The following is a 17929-nucleotide window of genomic DNA, read 5'->3' on the forward strand; positions in this document are numbered from 1 at the left end:
TGTAGCCGGTAGAACTGATTTTTTGGGTTTAGGAATGAGAATTAAATAACTTCCACAATAACAATTAAAATTGTAAGTTATTTAATTCGCGATCCTTAGTCGTAAATTTTATTCCCGATCGCCAAACTTGCCGATCGAGTTTCATTTTTATGTTTTCATTTTTTTTCTACTGTGCCGAATTCCGGCTGGCGACGGCAAAAAGCCCGATCGAACCCAGCTAAATACTTAAATCATTTTATACCACCGATCGGCTCAGTACAAATATCGGTTTTGCTTCCAACAGCCGCTGCTTTATCCGTTACGAAGCCTTTGACGTATCGCTGACACTGGATGCTTGGGTGGCGGACTCTGCCGATCGGTATCCGTAGAAATCTATCCGGTAGTCTACTATTTTGACACCCGTTTGCTCTTGAATTAGCTCGATCAAGTCGATCGGCAATTCCACATGAACGTCGAGAATCTGAGCCGTATCAAGACAATTGACATGAGAGTGAGAATCGCTGACATTGCCGTACAAGCGTCCCTCCGAGCGTTCTATGCACTCAATAATCCCTGCTTTCGACAAAGCTTCTAGATTTTGATAAACAGAAGTATGCCCGATCGAATGAGCTTGTTTGTTGAGGCGATCGTAGATTTCGCGAGCACAGAGGTGTTCTTTTGCCTCCCACAAAAGTTCTAGAATAAATCGACGCTGGCGGCTCAAGCGCATTCCCATCGCCTGACAGCGGTTTAAAGCATCTTCTAATGAACTAATTGGTTTCACAGCTACCGCCTTATAAAGCCTGCTCGATTTTTAATTCTGGTACAATATTGCACGCCGATATATTCACTAATTCTAACGCAGGGTTGCCCAACAGTAGAAGGTAGAGGGCAAAAATCTCGAGGGAGTGAATTTTTTCGAGTTGCTGCTCAACTCTATCTTCTACTGCCACACATCCTAGTTCGAGGATTTGATGGCGTTAACCAGTAACTTGGCGATTTCCGAGAGTTGCTTTTTGTTGAAAGTTTTGAGCAAAAGCTTGACTACCGCCTTCGGTTCGGCGGGAAGTGCGACTTGCTTCGACGCGGAGGCTGGGGCTGCTGGGGCTGCTGGGGCTGCTGGGGCTGGTTTTGGGCTTGCTGCCAAAAGTAGCAAATTTTTACTCGGAACGATCGTCTTAACTTTCCCCACTTGTACTAAATCGCCAGCTTCCTTGAGTTCTTTGATAATCAACGGAGCTAAGACTTTATAAGAGTTTTTGGGATTAATGATCGCTGCTCTAGCTGTTTTTACTAAATTTTGCCAAGTCTCTATTTTACCTCCCAACTTATAGAGGCGAACGCACACAGCCGTCAACTCAGAGCGACTAGCAGCCGATTCTTTCTCCTTGAACACCTGCAACATTTCTTTGAGTAAAGTCATCACTTCAACAGCAAAATTCGCCGGCACAGCGCCCGCTGTTGGAGCGGCGGGCGTACCAGACCCAGCAGCAGCCTGCACTTTACCCGACGCCAATTTATTGAGGTGAGTTTCCAGTTGAGCAAAAACAGGCATCACCTGCTGCACAAGTTTTTCTCCCTCCTCATTCCTCAAGCCGAAAGGCCCCTCCAGTCGCCCCAGCAAGTCCTTAAGCGTATCAACTCCCTTTAAAAATAGGGATTCTGCCGTTTGGTCAACCTGCTTAACGGGCCCGTCCTTGAGCACCTTAAAACAATCTTCCAAGCGGTGAGCGGTTGTTTTAATACTATCTAAGCCAAGCATAGCCGCCCCTCCTTTCACGGAATGGGCGGCTCGAAACATCTCTTGGACGCTTTCGGGGTCTTTCATCGTGGACTTTAAATCCACTAAACCATTTTCTAGAGTATCGAGGTGCTCCTTAGCCTCCTCTATAAACAAACGCATTATTCGGTCTTGCTGATCTGACACGACAGTCCTCCTAACAATCTGTGCACCCTCCAGAAAGCACCCTCTTCGCGGGAGAAAACACGACTCCTGCCAAAAGTCGGAAGCTCCCATGCAAAACATTCTAGCCTGCCTCAGCTAGCAGACTCAAAATACGGGTGTCAGGGCACTCTTAGCTCTCAAACTGGTGCAGTGGAGATTGAGCCTAGAGTTCTGAGGGAGTATCTGGAGCGACTTCAATACCCATTCCTTGTTTCATCATCTGCTGAGTCGTAATCAAGTCGTTTAACTCCTTGACTTCGACGCCGATGTCTTGGCAAGCCTGTTTCAGTTCCCGCTCGAAGGTGTTGAGGTCGCCTCCGTAGCCGCAAAGCTTCGCGGCTGTGGCGATTCCTTGTTGGGCGTTAGCTTTGGCGCAGTCGATCAATTCAATGCCTTTGAGGGGTTGGGAGGATGCCATAATTTCAAGCCACAATTTATCTTTTCTCACACTGTACCTAGAAGGTTGAGGTCGATCGATCTATCGAAAGGCATGAAAAATCCTGCCTGTGCTCAGTGTTGCCCATTCATAGCTATTTGTATGGGATTTCCGGGCCAGATAGCAGTAGTTGGGATTGTCTAACCCCCATATTCCCCGCAGAAACCTGGTTTTTGCGTAAGTCCTCATATTTATTGACAAGTCGAAGTCATTACGAGTATGATTTAACAAGAAGCAAAAAAGAGAGCAGCCATGAGGATCGAAGAAATACCCCTCAACCAGATTCGCCGCCCCCTGCCACGAGTCAACGACCAAACCAAAGTCGCCGCCCTTATGGAATCCATCCGCGAGGTAGGTTTAAACGAACCCATCGACGTGCTAGAAGTAGATGGTCAGTATTACGGATTTTCCGGTTGCCATCGGTACGAAGCTTGCCAGCGTCTCGGTTTAGAAACTATCCGCTGTAATGTACGCCGAGCTCCCCGTACCGTGTTGCAGATGCACTTAGCCTGAGCCTCTCAACAGAAATTCATGACAGGCAAATATTCGATCGCCCAAAGCTTTCTAAGATATTCGATCGACAATCACTAATAACAAGCTAAAAACCTATGACTACCAACAACCACAAACAACATCTTTACCCCACCCGCATCGATATGTCAGCCGCCACCCGCTCTCAAGTAGTCGGGCTGCTCAACGCAACGCTAGCAACGACTCTGGACTTAAAAACTCAAGTCAAGCAAGCTCACTGGAACGTCAAAGGCATGGACTTCTACCAGTTGCATTTGCTGTTTGACGAAATGGCAACAGAACTCGAAGAATACGTTGATACGGTTGCCGAACGGGTCACAGCTTTGGGCGGTTTGGCTGTAGGAACAGCCCGCACAGCCGCCGCAGATTCGATTTTGCCAGAATTTCCTTTCGACATTTTAGATGGGAAAGAATATGTGACGGCTTTGGCCGATCGCTACGCACCCTACGCCCAACACCTGCGAGTCGCCATCGACAAAGCAGACGAACTCGGCGATGCCGATACAGCGGATCTGTACACCGAAATTTCGCGGACAATTGATAAGCGTTTGTGGTTCCTAGAAGCGCATTTGCAAGGTTCTGCAACAACTGCAACAGCCACAGCCGCAAAAGTTGCCGTCAAATAGCCACAAAAAAAGTTGTGGGGTGGGTTCCCGAGCCCGCCCTACAGATGTATTTCCTTAAGGCTCGTGACAGTTTACGATCGAGAATATGTCCATTTAGTGAACAAACCTGACGGTCAACTGAGTACAGTTAGACCACAGGCTTCTTTTTCCTTTTTTTCAAAGGCTTTTTATAGTGAGGTAGTTCCACCCCCACTTGCTAATATAGTATCAGAGTATTTCCCGGTCATCTTGGGGTATAAAAGAATAATTGTCGGTTTCCGTACCTACACCCGACGAGCCTTTCATCACGCGGGCGTAATTCCCAACGGGGTACTTCGCGCAGCGCTCTGATTAATCCCCTCTAAATATACCGAGGGACTTCCCGGCTAATAGTTAATTTGGATGAATTTTTCGTGACTGCCAATATTCCAGATTATGCTCCTCAAATGCAACGCCTGATGGAACAGGCGGGGCTTTCGAGCGATCGAGAACTCAGCAAAAAAGCAGGAGTTTCCGAGATCCAGCTAATTCGCCTGCGTCGCGGTTTAGCTTTGCAAACCCGAGCCGATATCCTGCTCAAAATCAGTCAAGCTTTGCAAATTTCCTTAAATGAACTGCTCGCAACCTTGGCGCCAGACTATGTAGAGTTAGAATCGGCACCACCGACAGCCCTAGAACAAGAATATCAGCGCCTGCAAGCTTCGATCGAACAGCAGCGAGAATCTTTGATGCAGGAATTCCAGCTATCTAGCCTGCAAATTTTAGAATCTTGGATGTTGCAGTGGCCGACGGCTGCGAGCAAAGCTCAGGAAAATCACAACTTGCGGGCTCAGAAACTACTGCCCTTGCTGCGGCCAGTCGAGCAGTTATTAGAGCATTGGGGAGTGGAGTCGATCGCCCCAGTCGGAGCCGAGATTCCCTACAACCCCCAACAGCACCAGCTAATGGAAGGAACAGCCGAACCCGGAGAACCCGTCACAGTCCGCTACACAGGCTACAGACAAGGTGAAAAACTGCTCTACCGCGCCAAAGTTAGCCCAGTTTGATTCATACCAGAAGGCATTCGGCAGAACAAAGATTGTCCCCCTCTCAAAATTCACTCCCGGCGAAGCGCTGCGACTGCGATCGGCCTTACGATCCGCGACGAGCACCATCTTTTGCCCTCAAAACTATTCTCCCGCTCTCAGGCTCTGGCGCTTTCCCCCTCTCTTATTTGGATCGGAGTCCATCTCGCAGCTATACTAGCGTAGTCTGGCTAGTAATTCTGATATTCCCACCGCAAAATATGAGTCCTGTAGTTAAAATTATTCAGCCCTCTGGCATTTTAGACGGCACCAAGGCAAGTCAATTCCGCCAAGAGATTAGCGACCTAGTGGAAGCGGGAGCCGATGTGGTATTGATAGACTTCACTGATGTGACATTTATGGATAGTTCTGGTTTGGGCGCTTTAGTATTGGCGCTCAAAACAGTCCGGGCCGCTGGGAGTCAATTAGTTGTCTGTTCTATCAACGAGCAAATCCGCATCTTATTTGAACTCACCAGCATGGATCGAGTTTTCGAGATATTTCAGACCCGCGATGCTTTTAATAGCAAAATTCTCTCAACTAACTAAATCTTTGGGCTGCTGTCTTCTTGCTATTTGGTCGCAGATGCACTGCAAGAAGTCAGCTAGCCAAAGTTTACCTTGAGTAAAGACCAATCATCATCAAAAACTGCTTTAGCGTTCAACTTTTGAATGTAGTTCAAAACCAGCTCTAACTGGTCGGCACTTGCACCGTTGTAAGCTGCTAACAAGTCGATGAAAGGGTCAAGCCCCCAGATATTGCCGTCAGGTTGGTGGATCTCGTATACCCCGTCGCTAAAGATGTAGAGAGTGCTCAAATCCTCGACATCGCAGCAATTATCGACATAGGGGGCGTCGGGGAACATTCCGACCGGCATTCCGGGGGTTTTTAATCGCTGGATTTTAGCGGTGCTCGCAGGGGACTGGGAAATTAACACGGCCGGTGGATGGCCGGCGCTGGCATAAACTAGCTGGCGAGAAATGCGGTTGTAAACGCCGTACCAGATGGTGAAATACTTGTCATTTTGGTAGCTCATCTGGAAGGTGGTGTTCAGGGCGCGCAAAACGTCGCTGGGTTTGTAATAGTCTATGTTGGGGAGCGTGCGCGATCGCAGCAAATTCAGCACCGCCACCGAAGGCAGGGCCGCCCGCAAACCGTGACCGGCTACGTCTAGCAAGTAAATCGCCAAATAATCGGCATCTAGCCAGTTGTAGTCGAAGCAATCTCCCCCCAACTGCCGGGAGGGAATGAATTTTGCTTCGATGCTGAAAGGTTCCGTCATCGGATCTGGCAGCAGCGATTGCACGTACTCGGCGGCCTCGGCTAACTCTGCTTCCAGACTTTGCTTGGCTATTTTCAAATCTCGGCTGAGTTGGTGCAGCCTCAATCCCGCGCGTACTCTTGCCTGTAACTCGTTGAGTTCGATCGGCTTTGAGATAAAATCGTCGGCACCGGCGTCGAGGCCTTTGACTCGATCGGCGATCGAACCCAAAGAAGTCAACAAAAAGAATTGTGTAGTTGACAGATCCGGATCTGCCTTAACTCGACGGCAGACATCGATGCCGGTCAAGCGCGGCATGATCCAATCGCAAATTATCAGGGCCGGACGCAATTTTTGCGCCTGGGCTACACCGTCTTCGCCATTGCTTGCTACTGTTACTTCGTAACCCTGTTTTTTCAGGGTTCTTCTCAGCAGTTCTTGAACAGCCGTATCGTCGTCTATAACCAGAATTTGAAACATGGGCACTTAGGTACTACAAGTTTTTCAAGGTCTGGGGGTCATTTAAAATATATCCTGTCAGCGCCCTTGTCTGAGATTGAGTATAGTTGATTGACATCGCTTTCGAGGTAATTGCTTTTGAGGGCGGGTCGTTGAGTTCAATTTACGTTAAAATTTGATAGAAATTTGGCGCGATCGAACTTCACTCAGTTTATACTCAGAATATAAATTTTTATAGACTTTTATTTACCACAGGCGCTGGTTGACATGAAAATGCTATTTATGGTATAGTGGCTAACCGATTAGTGGATTAGACATCGATCGACGGCCCACCAAAGCTAGTATCCTCAAACAACCATTCAATTTTGCCGCCGTTATACTTTGTCTCGTGGTATTTTATCTGGTTGTATTTTGTCTCGTTGTATTTTGCCCACCGGCCGATGAAGAACTTGTGTGGTGAGCGTGATTGAATTAAAGGGTTCCGAAAAGTTGCCGATGCTAAAAAAAGCGGATCTTCAAGTCAATACAGGTCTGAATGGATTAAGCTGGGTTTTGTCGTGGTTTGGACAATTGTACGACTCGCGAATTCCTACAAGTGTGTGGATACGGTGTCAGTTGGCTTTGGCTGAGGGTTTTACGAATGCGGTGCGTCACGCCCACAAGGGCAAACCAGCGGATTTGCCTGTTGACATTCAGGTGGCGGTGTTCGCTGAATCTTTAGAGATTAAAATTTGGGATTCGGGCGATCCGTTTGATTTAGAGACAAAAATCAAAGATATTTCGGAAAAAGTCGATGTTCACTCTCCGGGCGGGCGGGGTCTAAAATTAATCAAAGACATCGCAGACAGTATTAGTTACGAGAGAATGCCCGATGGACGGAACTGTTTGTCGATGGTCAAAAATTATTCGCCCTGTATCGACGATCGAAAATAACACTAATATTTTTAGCGGGTAAGGGTTGAGGGTAGCCCCTCAACCCTTCCCTCAGAACCCTAGCTGACTGTTAAGCTGCGTAGCAGTTTATTATATTTTGATGTGACTCCACCGCCCTAGATACTAGCAATTCCCATAGCATCGGTATTTCCCGCATTAACTTGTTGCCAAAGTGTGGTATGGGTTCTTTTTTGTTGAATCAAATCTGTATGGCTAACCTGATACCACAATACTGCCATTTTCCAGCACAAACATCTTATCTGCACGCAAGGCATGAGCCATACGGTGGGTGATCATAATAATTGTACGTTCTTTAGTAAGGTGCTCGATCGTATTCATAATCTCAACTTCTGTTGCTGGGTCGAGGGCTGAGGTAGCTTCATCTAAAATCAAAATAGCAGGATTTCTAACTAATGCTCTAGCGAGGGCGATTCTTTGCCGTTGTCCTCCCGATAACTGTCCGCCTCTGTCACCCACAGGGGTATCGTAACCTTGGGGTAAGGTCAAAATAAATTCGTGAATTTCTGCGTTTTTGGCGGCGGTTTCCACTTCCTCATCGGTAGCGTCTAAATAGCCCATTCTGATATTTTCACGGATGGAAGTGTTAAATAAAATTACCTCTTGAGAAACCAGTCCAATTTGGTCGCGCAGGGATTTTTGAGTACAGGAACGCAAATCAATGCCATCAAATAGAATGCTACCTTGATCAGGGTCATAGAAACGGGTTAGGAGATTGACAATGGTACTTTTACCCGCACCGGAATGTCCGACACATACAACAAAACTCCCTTTTTTGATGGTTAGAGATAACTGATTAACGCCTTTTCTTTCTGAGGAATAGTTAAAGTTAACGTTTTTAAAGCTAATTTCATGCGAAAAATGGGGTAATTCAATAGAATCAGGTGCGTCTTGGACTTGGGGAACTTCAGCTAACAGAACGCAGATGCGCTGCATGGCGGCTATTCCATCTATTAGGTAGGGAAGGGAAAAAGTAAAGCTGAGGATGTTGAGATTTAAGCCGACTAATATCACCTGAAAAGAGACGAGGGTTCCCACTGTAATTATGTTTTGGTAGGTCATTACTGCGCCGATACTGATGATGGCAAGTTGGACAAAGACAAATACTAGAGTGGGAATCCTTTGGACTAAATAGGAGGAGAATTTGGCTTTAACATAGACTTTTTTTAAGTCGTGTAAATCCTGGAAAAAGTTATTAATACTTCGGTTTTGTAAACCAAATAGTTTAACGACTGATTGAGAAAGGATATTTTCTTGAACGACATTAGCAATTTGTCCTTCTTTATCTCTCAGTTGATAATTTTGCTCTGTGGCTGTTTGACTAATTTTAGCAGGGGCAAGGACACAGAAGGTTAAACCAATACAACTAATTATCCCTAACTGCCAGTTGAGCCAAAACATGAAGATAGCAGAAAATAGGATGCTACCAAGTTCTAAAATTAGGATGCGTCCGAAATACAAGGTATTTTCTAGTTTTTCGCTATCGGCAGAAAAACAGTTAACAATGTCTCCGGCTGAACGTCGCCCAAAAAATTCCAGAGATAGGTTTTGCAGGCGATCAAACATAGAATAGCGGATATTGTTGATGACTGAAATGTTAAACCGTGCTGCCCAGAAATCTCCTAATAATCCGATGAAGACAAATAAAACTGCTGCTCCACCCAGTAATAGGAGAATTACAACTAGAAGATGGTAATTTTGAGGAATGATGGCGGCATCAATAATGAATTTTAAGCTGATTCTAATTGAGGATTCAAATACGGCTTCAAAAAGTCCACGGGCGATGAGAAGAATGGCTAACCATCGGTAGGGGAAGATGTATTTATTGAGTTCTTTGAGAAACCAAATTAGATTCATTTAATTATTTCTCAATCCGCACTAAAATTTCCCAAGGGTAAATATCCGGGTCTTCAACATCATAAAGATTTTTTAGATTAGCCATTGCCGAAGCAGAATCATCAAAATAAATTTCAAAACTTAGTCGTTTGAAGCCTATTTCCTGAAAGATTCGATTCAACCGCAAGGGAGTGTAATAGATTTGGCGATCTTTCCATTCTTTGTCATTCCAAGAACTATGGAGTAAATCAATCGTCCCATCTGTCAGCCAATCGGTTTTATCCAAAGAAGCAACTTCTAAGTCCCAAAATATAGTCGGAAATAATCCATATAATCTACCACCTGATTTCAGAGTTTGATAAAACTCAGCAAGCATCTGACGATTTATTTTATCTTGACCTGATAAAACTGAATTAGCAACTAAGATGTAATCAAATTTATCCTTCCATTCAGTTTTGTGTTCTGTCAATTTTGTAGAATCAATCTCTTCAAAAACTAATTGATGATTATTCAATCTAGTTTCTTTATCAACTTCTCGCCAATTATTTTTGGCTTGTTCAATAGCAGTTATTGAGAAATCAGTACAGTAAATCTGTCCAATTTGCGGACAAAAACTTAATAATGCTTTCTGAAGGTGAATCTCAGAGCCACAACCTGGAATCAAAACTTTTATTTCAGGAGAGTCGGGAATGTCAAAACCAGAAGCATCAGGAGATGGATGGATGAGTCTTTTGCATAATTCAGGATTTTGAGTCATGCTGAAAGTGAATTTTGAATACTCAGCGTGAATCTTATCCCATATAGCTTTTCCTGGTTCAATAGATGAAGACTCAGGATTATCTTGTATGAGCCATTTGTAATTAATATTCATCATTTTTTTCCTTTATATCGTTAAAAATCCAAGAATTTACGCTAATTTTTCGTATTGCCGAGACTAGGACTAGGTATTTTCGCAGTCAAAGCTTCTGCAATAATTTCTGACATCAATTGTGGAAATGGAATGCCCACTTTTTGCAAGATAGTACCAACAGAGGTTTGACCATATTCAAATGATTGAGAGATAGGCTGAGAAGATATAGAGCAATTTGCGTTCACTTCCAACACAAAAAGTTCTTGAGTCGTTTTGTCTATTCGTATGTCCACCCGCCCATATCCATTGCCATTAACTGCACAGTAAGCACGTTTACCGAGTTCGCAAATTTTGTCAGATAAGGGATAACTAACTAATTGTCCCGACAAACAAAAATCCCCCTCCAGAAGAATTTGGTGAGATTTAAACTTTTTAAAGTCAGGTAAGCTGGAGTTAAAAACAAACTCCAAAGGTGGATAAATTTTAATGCTTTCGGGTTCTTGGGCTGAACCTAAAATAAACACAGTAAATTCACGCCCATTAATAAAGCTTTCTACAAAAATATTGCCCAGCGTAAATTTAGCTTCTTTTTGTTCTTTTAGCAAATATTGTGTTTGCTGATAAATTTCTTCATCACTATGAACAACAGACTTACTAGACAATCCTATTCCCGAATGAGAGATTGCTGGTTTCACAACGAGATGTGTTCCCAGTCTTTCACAGATCCCCCCAATTTTGCTAACATCAGAAATAACCTCATAAGGTGCAGTACATACACCTGATTCAAGCAAAGCCTGTTTCATTCTAATTTTGGAGATTGTGAGATATTCAAAATTAGAATCTGCACCTGTAAAAATAATATCTTTCGCTTCCAATAACTTGATTACAGAAAGGCCAGGATAACCATCAACTTCATCAAACCCATCGCAATAGTTAAGTACCATAGGAGTATAGTCACTACTAGAAGCGACTACCTCCTCAACAACAGCGTGCATATTCTCTGAGGTAATTGGCTGCCATTTCCATTTAATACCAAGTTCTGCAAAAACGCTTGCTAGTTCTTGACGATAACATTGATGATCGTAAAATTCTCCAATTAGTCCCTGTTCTGTAATTTTGTAGGGAATAAATGCCCATACAAATAGGCTTTCTTTAGGGATAGGTAATGTCTGAAAAGTTGTCATTGTTACTTTGGGGATGTATGGGAGGGGAATTATTCTCTGTAAAAGGCGATCGCCCTTCTGATGTGGGAATTTAATCGGGGGGCTCGCCTTTCAGGTGACGGGACTGCTAGAAAATAGTGCAGTCCCTACCTGTTACGCCCACGCGGATATGTGGAAGTTGGTTAGAGGGGCGATCGCCCTTCTGATGTGGAAATTTAATCAGGTTGTGGGGCGATCGCCTTAACAACTAATATTAGTTAATTAAATTAACTAAAGGTAATATTCACATTTAGTTTATCGCTCTTAGAAGATTCTATTTTTATCCAATCTGTTGTCCCGTTTATACCGATCTCGAATCCATTGCCTGAGACTATTTGTTGAAACCCAGAATCCAAGTCTCCATTAGTACCTTTAAATTCCATTTTTACTTGCTGCTCCTTTCCCCATGAAGTCACCGAAAGGATTAATTTTGACACCTCTAGTGGAGATGATCCACTAGATTTTATTTCGGTGTACTTTATTGCTTTTTGATTCGCCGCTATCTTAAATTCATCTTCTAAGTCGTTTGGATACCAGTTTTTATCCAAGACTTTACTAATTGTGATGCTGCCAGTGGTTTTATTCTCAAAGCTTACGTTCCAACCTAATCCCATGATGTTTTATTTTCTCATTGGTCATCTACTAATAAGACGCTTCCGGAAGCAAAATTGTGAACTCTTCAAACGCAAAAAATTTTTGAAACTCGCTACACCCGATAAAACCGCTTCCAAGATGCGCCCCTCTTCCAGCAGAGGCAGTCAGACGTTTCCTGGCATCTATTAGCACACCAGAATTATATTGACAAGTAAAAAGTAGCATGGTATAGTCACCACCACTATTCAGGCTAACTGTATGGTTACAAATCCTTTGACATTAAATTTAGACACCGTTCACCTGACAGACGAACAGTTCTATCAGTTATGTCAAAATAACCGCGATTTGAACTTTGAGCGTACTGCCAGAGGAGAATTAATTGTTATGGCACCAGTAGGAGGCGATAGCGGAAATCGAGAAGCTGACCTGATTGCCGATTTAGTCATCGGGAATCGGCAAACTAACCTCGGTTATACCTTCAGTTCCTCCACTGTATTTAAATTACCCAATGGCGCTGATCGTTCTCCTGATGCCACTTGGATTCAACGGGAACGTTAATCAGCACTCACACCCGAACAAAGGCGCAAAATTCCCCCCATCGCCCCCGATTTTGTCATCGAATTAAGGTCAGCAACAGATGATTTGGAAACCTACGCCAGAAAATGCGGGAATATATGGACGCAGGGGAGCAATTGGGATGGTTGATTAACCCCCAACAGTAACAAGTAGAAATTTATCGCGCACGACAAGATGTGGAAGTGCGAAATCTTCCCACAGAATTATCAGGTGAAAATATATTGTCTGAATTTAGCTTGAATTTATCCCTTTATTAACACTCCTCGCCCCCCGTGTTACCAATCTCAGAAACCCGGTTTCTGGAATGGGGGATGCCGGAATTTCGCTACTCCAAGCTACAGAAACCCCGATTAGCAATTGCTTCAAAGCGCTTCGCGAAGCTATACGCCTAAGCGAAATCGCCCATTGAGAAGACGAGGGAACGACTGAGATTTCGCTGCTACAGCTAAAGAAACGTGGTTGCTCGCCTTTGATCCTTTCCGCTAGTTCCAGCTTTTCTCTGTGCGGTACAGACAGCGCCGGCGACTGGGGTTCCCCATCAGCAACAATCTCTATTTCCTCTAACTTCTCATCAGATTGAGCATCCACCAAAACAGGCTCAATCTGCGTAACAGACAGCGCCGCCTCTGGTAATTCTACACCAGCAACAATTTGTACTTCTTCTAACTCCCCAGATAAGATTATCTCGCGCGCAACGGGTTCTTTTTGAGCAGTCTTCTTCGACTTCCGTGGTTTTGCAGACTGAGGAGAAACCCTCGACTTAGGATTAGACAAATCCGAGTCAGTCCCATCTTCCCCGAAATTTTCATTGAACCGCTGACGCAAAATTGCCCGCGCCTGGGAAATCCGCTTGCGGACGTTATCGTAAGATATACCAAGCTGTTCGGCAATATCTGGATAAGATAGCCCTGATGCAAAATGGAGAATAAAAGTCTCGCGCAATCTATCGGGCAACTCATCTATTGCGCCACGAAAAAATAATTCGAGTTCGCGCTGCTATGCAGCGCGAACTGGTGTTTCTTCTTGGCTAATTAATTCGGTTTGGTTTCCTATAGCAATGGTGTCTAAACTGTCAACTCCTACTGCACCCCTGTTGCGCTCTCGATGGATATCGGCGCACAGGTTATAAGTCAGTTTGGTTAACCAAGCCTTAAAGTTTTTGATATCATCCGTACAATCTCTTACTTTCTCCCAAGCTTTGAGCATCGCCCGACTGAGGGCATCTTCAGCATCGGTTGGATTGCCCATCCACTTGCGACAGCAACGGTAAAGATAATCTTGATGCTGCTGCCATAATTTCCAAAAAACTGAGTCTATATCTTGAGTGCATGAGCAAGGGACTGATGCAGAACTACAATTTAACATCTCTGGAGCCTGAAACTCTAAGTGGACAAACAACTTGCGATTAATTTAGGCAGTAATTTACCTAGCCTCAGATGCACCTATCACTATGTTGACTCACCACTCAGGCTGAAGTAAAGTCGGAAAAGTCGGATCTTTAAAGTCGGAAAAGTCGGAAAAGTAGGATCGTCGCCGCTAGGAGTGCATAGCTGAGACCTCCCTTTGGCAGTTTTAGGACTTACCCAAACGGATTTTTAACACTATTCGTAGTGGTCAGGTAAAACCTAAGCACTACAGATAGAGTTTATGGATAATTCCTAAATTTAATGTCACCAAGCTAAAATCTGAACCTTAAGATTTAAAATCCTTTGACAGAGGATTAAGCCACAGCAGAATTGTCTGTTTTAATTGATTTAATTCCCGATACACTTCTTGTTTGACCCATTGCCCGATCGCATCGAATGGTGTAAAAATTTGACCCACAGGCCAGCTAACATCTTGACCCAACGGCGTTTGATGGTTGCCGGCTAGAGTCTGAACTGTAATCATGTCTGGAAATCGTGCTTTTAGCAGTTTGGTCAACAGCAGGGTTTGGTCGATGTTGTCGCCGTTAAATTTAACTAAAAGATTGCGCCGGATTTGATAGCTATTTTGGACGAGGCGATTAGTTTCTTGCGGGGAAGGGGTAAACTCAACGTTAAAGACGGGGGAAATTTGCTCGACGATCGGGATTGCTTCGGATGCCGCATAATTGTTGAAAGAGATCAGAATATTGCCTGCCCTTTCTATGTCAAATACAGAACCGATCAGCAAGTGCAGTTTGCATCCCATGCTGTGTCCCATACCGTAAATGGGGAGATAGGAAGATTTGAGCAATTTAGTGGCGCGCAGGCGATCGAGGGCATTTTCAAATTTGTTGAGGACATCGCGGGCGATCGCAATATGATCCAAAGTATTGACAAACGGCGTTGCTACTACAACATATCCTTGATTCCCCAAAGCCTCTAACAGCCAGCGATAGGTGAGTTGCGGTGCTGTCGCCACAAATGCACCGCCGAGAAAATGTACGATCGCGATCGGTCTTGAAGGAATTAATACCCAGTTGCCAGAAATTTCTTGCCAGTCCATAAATTCAATCTAATAATAAATAAAAAGGCGATCGCCCTCTGAAGGTAGAAGGCAGAATGTTTTATAAATTTTTGCTTTTATTTTCTGCCTCAAAAAGGGGTTTGCTACCCATTTTTTTATTCAAAAAACTTTCCTTTTTACTTATACATTATTTATTCTAACTGTTGTGGGGGCAAATAGCACGGCTGGCGATCGCTGCTATTTGCAAGCTGTATAGGGTTGAAGCTAGTAACCGAATAAATCAAGGCTGACATCCGATCGCGGCTTTCAAAGATTTGTATATCGTGTCCTATCGCACGGCTGCAAGCCGTTGTAGCTGGTATTGCGGGTAGTTGACCCGACAGGATATTAACAGTCAAATACGGATCAAAACCCCAATATCGCGTATTAATCAGCCCCAGGGCGATCGGCTTCGATTCGGCTTTATTGGCAGCACCTAATTTCTTAACTAAACCCGCATACAACTATAACATCCTTTAGGACAGCCCGCCGATTTCAGACGATCGCTGGGGGTTTAATTCTGCCGAAGTACCAATACCTTCTGCCGTTTGATGACTCAACTTTTCGTGAGTCTTCATCCATTTCCACTTGTTGACAGTAGCTTGAGGATTGAGCACTGTGGTAGCGATGCCGTAAACAATAGTCGGCAACACCTCCCGATTTAACCAACTTTGTCCCAGCTTTCTCATGTAGTGCAGTGCCAAAACTTCTCGAAATTTGTTCAGCCTTTGCAAAAGCGGCAAATTCTTAAAACATAACTCTTCGTACTCGTGGAGTGATAACTCTTTTTCTCCCCGCAAGCGCCGCAGTTGGTTTTCCTTGACACAATCAGAAGCTATGCGCTTTTTGAGCCAGTGCTTATCTGTGAGAGAGTTCCCTCTAATTCGATAATTTCCCAAAGGTTCTGTCGCCGCTAGCAAGCCATACTTTTGAGCAAGTTTAGTAAATAATTCTGTATCTTCTCCTACCTCCCAATCTTCTGGAAACCCGCCTTCTTGGAGTAGAATAGAGCGATCGACTACAACAGAAGACGGGAAAACCCAAGGACTTTCGCCTGTCTCCTTAATCGCCTGCATTTCTGCTTTAGTTGTAGGATAGGTGGGAATATAACTCAACTTGTTGCCACGCTTGTCTAAATACCGCAAAGCGTGAGCGACAGCTTTGACTTCGGGATTGTCTGCGAGCATTTTCAGGCAAACTTCTAACTTATTGGGTTCCCAGGTATCGTCGCTGTCGATAAACGCTACATACTCGCCTGTGGCGCGATACATCATTAAATTTCTCGACTTAGAAACTCCGTAATTTTGGGGATTTCTGAAGTATTGAATTCTCGAATCTTGCTCTACCAGCTTAGCAGCAACTTTGTCAGTAGCGTCAGTAGAGCAGTCATCAACAATTAAAATTTCTAGATTCTTGTGGGTACCATTGAGTACGGAGGCAATTGTCTCGGCCAGAGTGTCGGCAGCATTGAATGCAGGAATGATGACGCTGACTTTTTGGCTGTTCATAACTTGCATTAAGGTGTGGTTTGGTAGTTGTTCGCCGAAGTATAGTCTCGAAGCAGACACTCTGACTCCTTTACGTGCAAGTACCTGTAGTCAGGAAACTTGCCTACATACTGCCAATATAACAGGTTTACCACGTCAGTGTTATCTACAATAAGGAGGCAACAGCCCTTAGCAGGCGGAGTGCAGACTATGATTTGGCGGCCAATTTTTTTGACACAAAAGCCACGGGTGCGAGGGATTGAGGTTTTTACCGGGGACTGGAGTTGTCATAAATTCGATCGCATCTTTTTTTTTTGTTAAATAGGACTTACCCAGAAAAACCCGGAATCACCCAAAATTATTGGTTTGAGAAGTATGCAGCTACACAAAAATTGGTTTCTGACTCAGTTCGATTTCTGTTAATAGCTAATCATATTTTTTCGCCCGCCAAAACCGGGAATTTAGGAGTGTGAAACTTTACTAGAGCAATCTTAAATCAGTTGTACAAATATGTAGGGGTAGTGCCAAGAATGCCTACCCCAAGTATCGGGGCAACCGGGCGCGAGTTTTGGCCCTACAACACTTACACAATTCCTTGAGAATCGCTATACGAACCTAATTTAAAAACATCAGCAAAAATAGCATTTTCCTCCACCATTCTTCCGGCATCCGGCGAATCGTAAACCACTAACAGCGAATTCTGCCCCCCCAAATAGGGAAACAGGCTCAATCCCTCAGCATTGTCCGTACCCACCTTAAAAGGCAAGTCAAACAATACCTCCAAATCTCCCCCATCTTGCCCCGTAATACTGTCGCCCGATCGCCCTAAAATTCCCTTTAACCGAAAAACCCTCATCGCCCCAGATAAAGTCATCGTCGGCCCGGCTAAAACCATCAAATCTTCTCCATTCCAGCACAATTCTCGCACCCCCAAACCGTTCAAATCAACAAAATGTTTCTTGTACAATTTCTCTCCTTCCCCAATAGCCTTAAGCCTTAAAACTCCCGGTTCTGCCTCTTCAACTTCTATCTCTAAAATTATCGCCCAACCCCGCAGCACCGGCCCCCGCAAACCAAGAAAAATCCGATTTCCGCGCACCGCCAACCCTTCCAGATCAAAGCCATTTTCTTTACTCGGAATCGGCACAGATAAATATAGACCGAGGTGGGTGTCATCTTTGAGCGCGTCTGTCAGCAAATTGCCTGTTTCTGTCCGCTGCAGGCATCCCACTGTCTGCTGAATTTCGGGATTGTCTGAATCGGGAATTGACTCGCACAAAATCCCGTCTTTGATAGGAATGCGCGCCAGTAAATAGCGGTTGACTTCTGTCACGATTTCTGCTAATCTTTCAATGTCTTTACCTGGGTCTTTGCCTTTAGCTTTCTTGCGTTTGGTGCTGTGAGAACCGACTACCCAAAGATAATCGTTGCTGAAATCAATTCCTTCAATATCGATTTCAGATTCTCCAGATAAATCTATAAAATCTGCGATCGCAAATTTTTGATGTTCTCCAAAAATATGAGGGGCGACAGGCGACAAACGCTCGATCGAAGTCGTTTCATCGGAACCCAGCCACAAATGGCCGTCTGGAGTTAAAGCAACAGCGGATAAGTCTGTAATGATATCCGCGGCTTCGTTGGTGAATTGCAGCAGCAGCCGACCGAGCAAAAAAGATTCTGGCAT

The 17929-nt window shown here is 44.4% G+C and carries 20 protein-coding genes and 1 pseudogene; 7 read left to right on the top strand and 14 right to left on the bottom strand.

All coding sequences use genetic code 11. From position 1 onward, the window contains the following. Positions 1-298 precede the first annotated feature (298 nt). The 3 genes from QUB26_RS20405 to QUB26_RS20415 all read right to left on the bottom strand — a co-directional run bounded on the left by QUB26_RS20405 (position 299) and on the right by QUB26_RS20415 (position 2342). A complete protein-coding gene (locus tag QUB26_RS20405; RefSeq protein ID WP_333241076.1) occupies positions 299-763 on the bottom strand; it encodes a Fur family transcriptional regulator in 465 nt (154 codons plus the stop codon). 174 nt (positions 764-937) lie between these two features. Next, positions 938-2005, bottom strand: coding sequence for an Hpt domain-containing protein (locus QUB26_RS20410; protein WP_333319434.1), 1068 nt, complete (start codon positions 2003-2005; stop codon positions 938-940). A gap of 82 nt (positions 2006-2087) precedes the next feature. Next, the gene (locus QUB26_RS20415) at positions 2088-2342 is read right to left on the bottom strand and encodes a hypothetical protein (protein WP_333241084.1); all 255 of its coding nucleotides are present in this window, start codon (positions 2340-2342) and stop codon (positions 2088-2090) included. 270 nt (positions 2343-2612) lie between these two features. Here QUB26_RS20415 and QUB26_RS20420 point away from each other — a divergent pair, with 270 nt between their 5' ends. The 4 genes from QUB26_RS20420 (at position 2613) to QUB26_RS20435 (ending at position 5108) form a co-directional block, all read left to right on the top strand. Further along, a complete protein-coding gene (locus tag QUB26_RS20420; RefSeq protein WP_332985662.1) occupies positions 2613-2873 on the top strand; it encodes a sulfiredoxin in 261 nt (86 codons plus the stop codon). Between the two features lie 95 nt (positions 2874-2968). Continuing rightward, a complete protein-coding gene (gene dps, locus QUB26_RS20425; RefSeq protein ID WP_333241086.1) occupies positions 2969-3517 on the top strand; it encodes a DNA starvation/stationary phase protection protein Dps in 549 nt (182 codons plus the stop codon). Positions 3518-3909: 392 nt separating this feature from the next. Beyond that, the gene (locus QUB26_RS20430; RefSeq protein WP_333319436.1) at positions 3910-4542 is read left to right on the top strand and encodes a helix-turn-helix domain-containing protein; all 633 of its coding nucleotides are present in this window, start codon (positions 3910-3912) and stop codon (positions 4540-4542) included. A gap of 239 nt (positions 4543-4781) precedes the next feature. Next, positions 4782-5108 carry an STAS domain-containing protein gene (locus QUB26_RS20435; protein WP_041623653.1) on the top strand — a complete coding sequence of 109 codons (327 nt, stop codon included), beginning with the start codon at positions 4782-4784 and terminating at the stop codon, positions 5106-5108. Between the two features lie 56 nt (positions 5109-5164). Here the strand turns inward: QUB26_RS20435 and QUB26_RS20440 are convergent, their stop codons facing one another. Then, positions 5165-6301 (bottom strand): SpoIIE family protein phosphatase, encoded by a 1137-nt coding sequence (locus QUB26_RS20440; RefSeq protein ID WP_333060566.1) that lies wholly within the window; start codon positions 6299-6301, stop codon positions 5165-5167. A 432-nt stretch (positions 6302-6733) separates the two neighbouring features. On the opposite strand from QUB26_RS20440, the gene QUB26_RS20445 reads away from it, so the two are divergent. Next, complete coding sequence (locus QUB26_RS20445; protein WP_333319438.1) at positions 6734-7213, top strand: anti-sigma regulatory factor; 480 nt, start codon at positions 6734-6736, stop codon at positions 7211-7213. A gap of 213 nt (positions 7214-7426) precedes the next feature. Here QUB26_RS20445 and QUB26_RS20450 read toward each other — a convergent pair whose 3' ends face one another. The 3 genes from QUB26_RS20450 to QUB26_RS20460 are packed head-to-tail and all read right to left on the bottom strand — an operon-like array spanning position 7427 to position 11101. Continuing rightward, entirely contained in the window at positions 7427-9088 is a 1662-nt protein-coding gene (locus QUB26_RS20450) for an ABC transporter ATP-binding protein (protein WP_333319441.1), read from the bottom strand. Positions 9089-9092: 4 nt separating this feature from the next. Beyond that, complete coding sequence (locus QUB26_RS20455) at positions 9093-9941, bottom strand: class I SAM-dependent methyltransferase (RefSeq protein WP_333319443.1); 849 nt, start codon at positions 9939-9941, stop codon at positions 9093-9095. Positions 9942-9979: 38 nt separating this feature from the next. Further along, the gene (locus QUB26_RS20460; RefSeq protein WP_333319445.1) at positions 9980-11101 is read right to left on the bottom strand and encodes a hypothetical protein; all 1122 of its coding nucleotides are present in this window, start codon (positions 11099-11101) and stop codon (positions 9980-9982) included. A 94-nt stretch (positions 11102-11195) separates the two neighbouring features. On the opposite strand from QUB26_RS20460, the gene QUB26_RS20465 reads away from it, so the two are divergent. Then, complete coding sequence (locus QUB26_RS20465) at positions 11196-11324, top strand: hypothetical protein (RefSeq protein WP_333319447.1); 129 nt, start codon at positions 11196-11198, stop codon at positions 11322-11324. A 22-nt stretch (positions 11325-11346) separates the two neighbouring features. Here QUB26_RS20465 and QUB26_RS20470 read toward each other — a convergent pair whose 3' ends face one another. Further along, on the bottom strand, positions 11347-11733 hold the full coding sequence (locus tag QUB26_RS20470) for a hypothetical protein (protein WP_333319449.1): 387 nt from the start codon (positions 11731-11733) through the stop codon (positions 11347-11349). Positions 11734-11971: 238 nt separating this feature from the next. Between QUB26_RS20470 and QUB26_RS20475 the strand changes: the two are divergent. Beyond that, a pseudogene (locus QUB26_RS20475) lies at positions 11972-12546 on the top strand (Uma2 family endonuclease). On the opposite strand, the gene QUB26_RS20480 reads toward QUB26_RS20475, so the two are convergent. From QUB26_RS20480 to QUB26_RS20505, 6 genes are all read right to left on the bottom strand, one after another. Further along, positions 12521-13252 carry an RNA polymerase sigma factor gene (locus tag QUB26_RS20480; protein WP_333319495.1) on the bottom strand — a complete coding sequence of 244 codons (732 nt, stop codon included), beginning with the start codon at positions 13250-13252 and terminating at the stop codon, positions 12521-12523. The pseudogene QUB26_RS20475 and the gene QUB26_RS20480 sit on opposite strands and share 26 nt — an antisense overlap. 33 nt (positions 13253-13285) lie before the next feature. Continuing rightward, positions 13286-13654 carry a sigma-70 family RNA polymerase sigma factor gene (locus QUB26_RS20485; protein ID WP_333319451.1) on the bottom strand — a complete coding sequence of 123 codons (369 nt, stop codon included), beginning with the start codon at positions 13652-13654 and terminating at the stop codon, positions 13286-13288. 327 nt (positions 13655-13981) lie between these two features. Further along, positions 13982-14758 (bottom strand): DUF1350 family protein, encoded by a 777-nt coding sequence (locus QUB26_RS20490; protein WP_333319453.1) that lies wholly within the window; start codon positions 14756-14758, stop codon positions 13982-13984. A 152-nt stretch (positions 14759-14910) separates the two neighbouring features. Continuing rightward, positions 14911-15222, bottom strand: a complete 312-nt coding sequence (locus QUB26_RS20495; protein WP_333319456.1) for a hypothetical protein — start codon at positions 15220-15222, stop codon at positions 14911-14913. Positions 15223-15234: 12 nt separating this feature from the next. Further along, positions 15235-16326, bottom strand: a complete 1092-nt coding sequence (locus tag QUB26_RS20500) for a glycosyltransferase family 2 protein (protein WP_333319459.1) — start codon at positions 16324-16326, stop codon at positions 15235-15237. A 502-nt stretch (positions 16327-16828) separates the two neighbouring features. Further along, on the bottom strand, positions 16829-17929 hold the full coding sequence (locus QUB26_RS20505; RefSeq protein WP_333319461.1) for a DUF3616 domain-containing protein: 1101 nt from the start codon (positions 17927-17929) through the stop codon (positions 16829-16831).

Source organism: Microcoleus sp. B4-C1 (genome assembly GCF_036705285.1).
In the GTDB taxonomy this organism is placed as follows: Bacteria; Cyanobacteriota; Cyanobacteriia; order Cyanobacteriales; family Microcoleaceae; genus Microcoleus.

Bases quoted from the DNA above. Each gene is read 5' to 3' on its own strand.
- QUB26_RS20410 (WP_333319434.1), bottom strand. From the start codon at position 2,005: ATGTTTTGCATGGGAGCTTCCGACTTTTGGCAGGAGTCGTGTTTTCTC.
- QUB26_RS20415 (WP_333241084.1), bottom strand. From the start codon at position 2,342: ATGGCATCCTCCCAACCCCTCAAAGGCATTGAATTGATCGACTGCGCC.
- QUB26_RS20420 (WP_332985662.1), top strand. From the start codon at position 2,613: ATGAGGATCGAAGAAATACCCCTCAACCAGATTCGCCGCCCCCTGCCA.
- dps (WP_333241086.1), top strand. From the start codon at position 2,969: ATGACTACCAACAACCACAAACAACATCTTTACCCCACCCGCATCGAT.
- QUB26_RS20435 (WP_041623653.1), top strand. From the start codon at position 4,782: ATGAGTCCTGTAGTTAAAATTATTCAGCCCTCTGGCATTTTAGACGGC.
- QUB26_RS20440 (WP_333060566.1), bottom strand. From the start codon at position 6,301: ATGTTTCAAATTCTGGTTATAGACGACGATACGGCTGTTCAAGAACTG.
- QUB26_RS20450 (WP_333319441.1), bottom strand. From the start codon at position 9,088: ATGAATCTAATTTGGTTTCTCAAAGAACTCAATAAATACATCTTCCCC.
- QUB26_RS20455 (WP_333319443.1), bottom strand. From the start codon at position 9,941: ATGATGAATATTAATTACAAATGGCTCATACAAGATAATCCTGAGTCT.
- QUB26_RS20460 (WP_333319445.1), bottom strand. From the start codon at position 11,101: ATGACAACTTTTCAGACATTACCTATCCCTAAAGAAAGCCTATTTGTA.
- QUB26_RS20470 (WP_333319449.1), bottom strand. From the start codon at position 11,733: ATGGGATTAGGTTGGAACGTAAGCTTTGAGAATAAAACCACTGGCAGC.
- QUB26_RS20485 (WP_333319451.1), bottom strand. From the start codon at position 13,654: ATGTTAAATTGTAGTTCTGCATCAGTCCCTTGCTCATGCACTCAAGAT.
- QUB26_RS20490 (WP_333319453.1), bottom strand. From the start codon at position 14,758: ATGGACTGGCAAGAAATTTCTGGCAACTGGGTATTAATTCCTTCAAGA.
- QUB26_RS20505 (WP_333319461.1), bottom strand. From the start codon at position 17,929: ATGCCAGAATCTTTTTTGCTCGGTCGGCTGCTGCTGCAATTCACCAAC.